We start from the raw sequence: 3,561 nt of genomic DNA on the forward strand, positions 1-3,561 counted from the left end.
ACCTAACTTCTTTGCTCCAGCCGAATTTTGAGGTGGGAGTTTTACTGCCCACAAATAGCGGGATAAAAAAGCAAAAGACATCGGGAATGGATCCGATGTTTTTTGCTTTGAAGATTGGGCAATCATGCAGTATTGCATAATTCATTCAACGATTCATAAGGAAGAGGGGCAAGTCTAGGGAGGATGGCTGATAAATGATGGTCAACATGGTATTTTCTTTTGGCACAATTATTGCTTTGTACAATTAGTAAAAATATAAAAGCGGGGTGTTATGGTCGTAATCCAAGCAAAAAACAAATACAGTTGAACTTGAAAATCATTTCATTGAAGGTGGTTGCGAAGTTGTAGAAATATTACGTCTAATATGCTAGTTGCATTTTTAACCTAAAGGAGGGACCAAATGAAACTGGATATTTTATTAGAAGAAGTGGAGAGACAACAAATCGGCTATTATTGCATTTTGTCGAATAGTCATCGTTACGATATAGCTGTTACGTATTCGCAACAGTTTCTTGGAAAAGCAATGGTTACCTCAATTCAAAATGGGAGAATGGTTTTATTAAGTCAAGAAGATATTGGAGAGGAACAATATTGGGCACCAAGGCTAGGAATTGAGGTAGAAGATATAGAAGAGCTTCAAAACTTTTTCTATATGATTCTTCAGTCACAAAGGTTAGAAGAACAATATTAATAGAATAAAAGAAAGGGATGATTGATTGTGTATTATGATATTATTACGAGTCCGTGTTATGGAATAATTGAAAAAGTGTCTATTAATAAGGATTCGCGAATTTATGAATGGGAGCCATTATTCTCTATTAAAGATATGAATGGTAAACTGGAAGTAATTAAGATGGGATGTAGTGGAGAAGTTCAATCTTTAGAAGTAGAGGCAGGGGATAAAGTAATTCCAGGTATGGTATTAGCTTATATTCAAGAAGATCTTTTCGTTAGTGGTAGTGATTAAAGATAGAACAATGAGGAAGATGGAGGCGTTCATCTTCCTTTTTTTATTAAGTAAAGGAAAAAACGTTTTATTTTCAGATTAATTAAAAAAATCTGTTTTTAATGATACAATACAAATTAAATAGTTCAAAGGAGGAATAGCAACATGTTTTCCATTGCTCATAAAAAAATTAGACCTATTGTTTCTCTATCTATCGATCAATCTGAAAAGGAATGGAATATAGATGTTGAAAATATAAAAGAATCTTTTCTATTTTTAAAAAGAGGGGAGAAATTATTTGCATACGTTCATGTGAAGGATCTGCTATCAAATAGTAAGGGATTAACTGCTAAGGTATTGCTTTCAAATGCTGTTTCACTAGATACAATATGTCATCTTAGTAAAGATATTTCTTTAACAGCTCTTTTTCAAATTATTGGAGCGCCGATTGCGATAGTAAAAAATGAAATAGATGAGCTAACAGGATATATAAGAAGAGAGGATGTTTTTGCAGAACTATTTAAACAAGAAAATCAGAGTGTTGATATATTGAAAATTATTTTAACGTCTATTCCAATGGGGATTTTTGTAGTAGATCGTGAAAAGAAAATTGTAAATTGCAATGAGTCTGGTTTGAAGATGATTAAATCGACTCCTGAAAAAGTTATGAATGTACCAGCAGAACTGATTTTTAACGAAGAGCACATTAATAACGTATTTACAACGGGAAAAACGATCTTGAATCAATTACAAATCACAAATGAGATGGGTGTATTAGTTGACTATAGTCCGATTCCAAACTTTGATCAAAGTATTGAAGGAATGGTTATTATTGTGCAAGATTTGCCGATGGTCGAGGACATGGCGATGGAAATTGAATATATAAAGGATTTAAATGAAGATTTACATGCAATCTTGTCTAGTATTTATGATGAAATATTAGTTGTTAATCATAAAGGGGAATTAATTCGTTATAGTGAAACTGTTATCAATGATTTTTGGGGGAGTAATTTGAAAGACCTTTTAGGAAAAAATCTTTTAGACTTAGAAAAGAAAGGATTATTTAGTCCATCTGTTACGCGATTAGTGTTGGAAAAACAAAAAAAGGTATCAGTTGTACAAGAAACAAAAAGCGGAAGAAAAATATTAGCAGTTGGAAACCCTGTATTTAATGAAAACGGAGAGCTTCATCGTATTATTATTGCATCAAGGGATATTACCGAAGCGACGAGATTGAAGACGGAATTACATGAAATAAAGAAGATATCAGAGCGATATAAGAAGGAGTTAGATGACTTTAAAAATAAAGATCGTTTTCTTAAGAAGCTTATTTACTGTAGTCCAAAAATGGAGCAAATTATTAACCAAGCTAAAAAAATAGCAGATTTTTCTTCCAATGTTCTTATTTCTGGAGAATCTGGCGTCGGAAAAGAAGTAATTGCTCAGGCAATTCATCAACTTGGAAACCGGTCTTCAAAGCCATTCTTAAAATTAAATTGTGGTGCAATTCCAGAAACTTTGTTAGAAAGTGAACTATTTGGTTATACGAAAGGTGCTTTTACAGGAGCTGATAAAAATGGAAAAGAAGGATATTTTAAGCGGGCTGATCAAGGTATTTTATTTTTAGATGAAATTGGAGAAATGCCTTTACATTTGCAAGTGAAATTACTTAGAGTCTTGCAAGAACAAGAAGTAATTCCTATTGGAAGTACAATACCTACGAAAATAAATGTACAAATTATTGCTGCTACAAATAAGAGTCTTGAAAAGATGGTGGAATCTGGAACATTCCGTGAAGATTTGTTTTATCGCCTAAATGTAATTCCGTTGCGAGTTCCTCCTCTACGAGAGCGAATGGAAGATGTTCCGGTACTTGCCTTTCATTTCTTGCAACAGTTAAATGAAAAATATAATAAAAATTATCATTTAACTCCAGATGCGCTTAGCTTACTAGAGTTTTACTCATGGCCAGGAAATGTACGTGAATTACAAAATATGATTGAACGTTTAGTCGTATCAGCAGACGATCCAGTAATTGAAGCGGAGTTTGTTAGTAAGTTTTTAACACCTGGTTATGACTTTAAAAAATCAAAACCAGTTATTACAAGAGTATTACCATTACAAGAAGCACTACATTCTGTAGAAGAACAATTGATTTTACTTGCAATGAAGCAGTACAAAACAACGACTAAGGCTGCAAAAGCTCTTGGAATCAGCCAATCTTCAGTGAGTCGTAAATATCAAAAAATTGTTAGTGAAAAAGGGATAGCGGCTGATATCATCTCTTATTCCTAAAAAAGGAGAAGGTCACATAGACTTCTCCTTTTTGTGTGCGCCCAGCATGTACATATTCTCTAGAGTTCAAGTCCGGGGTCGTGAAGGTGGTAGCGGTAATGATTAACGTTCCGTTTTATGCAAAATGGAATAGTGTATGCAGGAGTGCATAAATTGTTTGTTGTTTTTAAGAAAATAGTCAGTTTATCCCGCTATTTGCGGGCAGTAAAACTCCCACCTCAAAATTCAGGTGGAGCAAAGAAGTTAGGTGGGAGCCCTGCTGCCTGTAAACGCCCGATTGGTGAGGGCTAATAATCAGTGGGGGATGAACAAAACCCCCA

Annotated in this window: 3 protein-coding genes; all 3 read left to right on the plus strand. The window is 34.0% G+C overall.

Going from position 1 to position 3,561, the window contains the following annotated elements:
- Positions 1-400: 400 nt before the first annotated feature.
- Complete coding sequence (locus AB3X48_RS19340; RefSeq protein ID WP_002202687.1) at positions 401-691, plus strand: SAV0927 family protein; 291 nt, start codon at positions 401-403, stop codon at positions 689-691.
- Between the two features lie 27 nt (positions 692-718).
- A complete protein-coding gene (locus AB3X48_RS19345) occupies positions 719-967 on the plus strand; it encodes a biotin/lipoyl attachment domain-containing protein (protein ID WP_002149602.1) in 249 nt (82 codons plus the stop codon).
- A 144-nt stretch (positions 968-1,111) separates the two neighbouring features.
- Positions 1,112-3,241 carry a sigma 54-interacting transcriptional regulator gene (locus tag AB3X48_RS19350; protein ID WP_016104263.1) on the plus strand — a complete coding sequence of 710 codons (2,130 nt, stop codon included), beginning with the start codon at positions 1,112-1,114 and terminating at the stop codon, positions 3,239-3,241.
- Positions 3,242-3,561: the final 320 nt, after the last annotated feature.

It is taken from the genome of Bacillus sp. S4, from assembly GCF_040838205.1.
Classification (GTDB): Bacteria; Bacillota; Bacilli; order Bacillales; family Bacillaceae_G; genus Bacillus_A; species Bacillus_A cereus_U.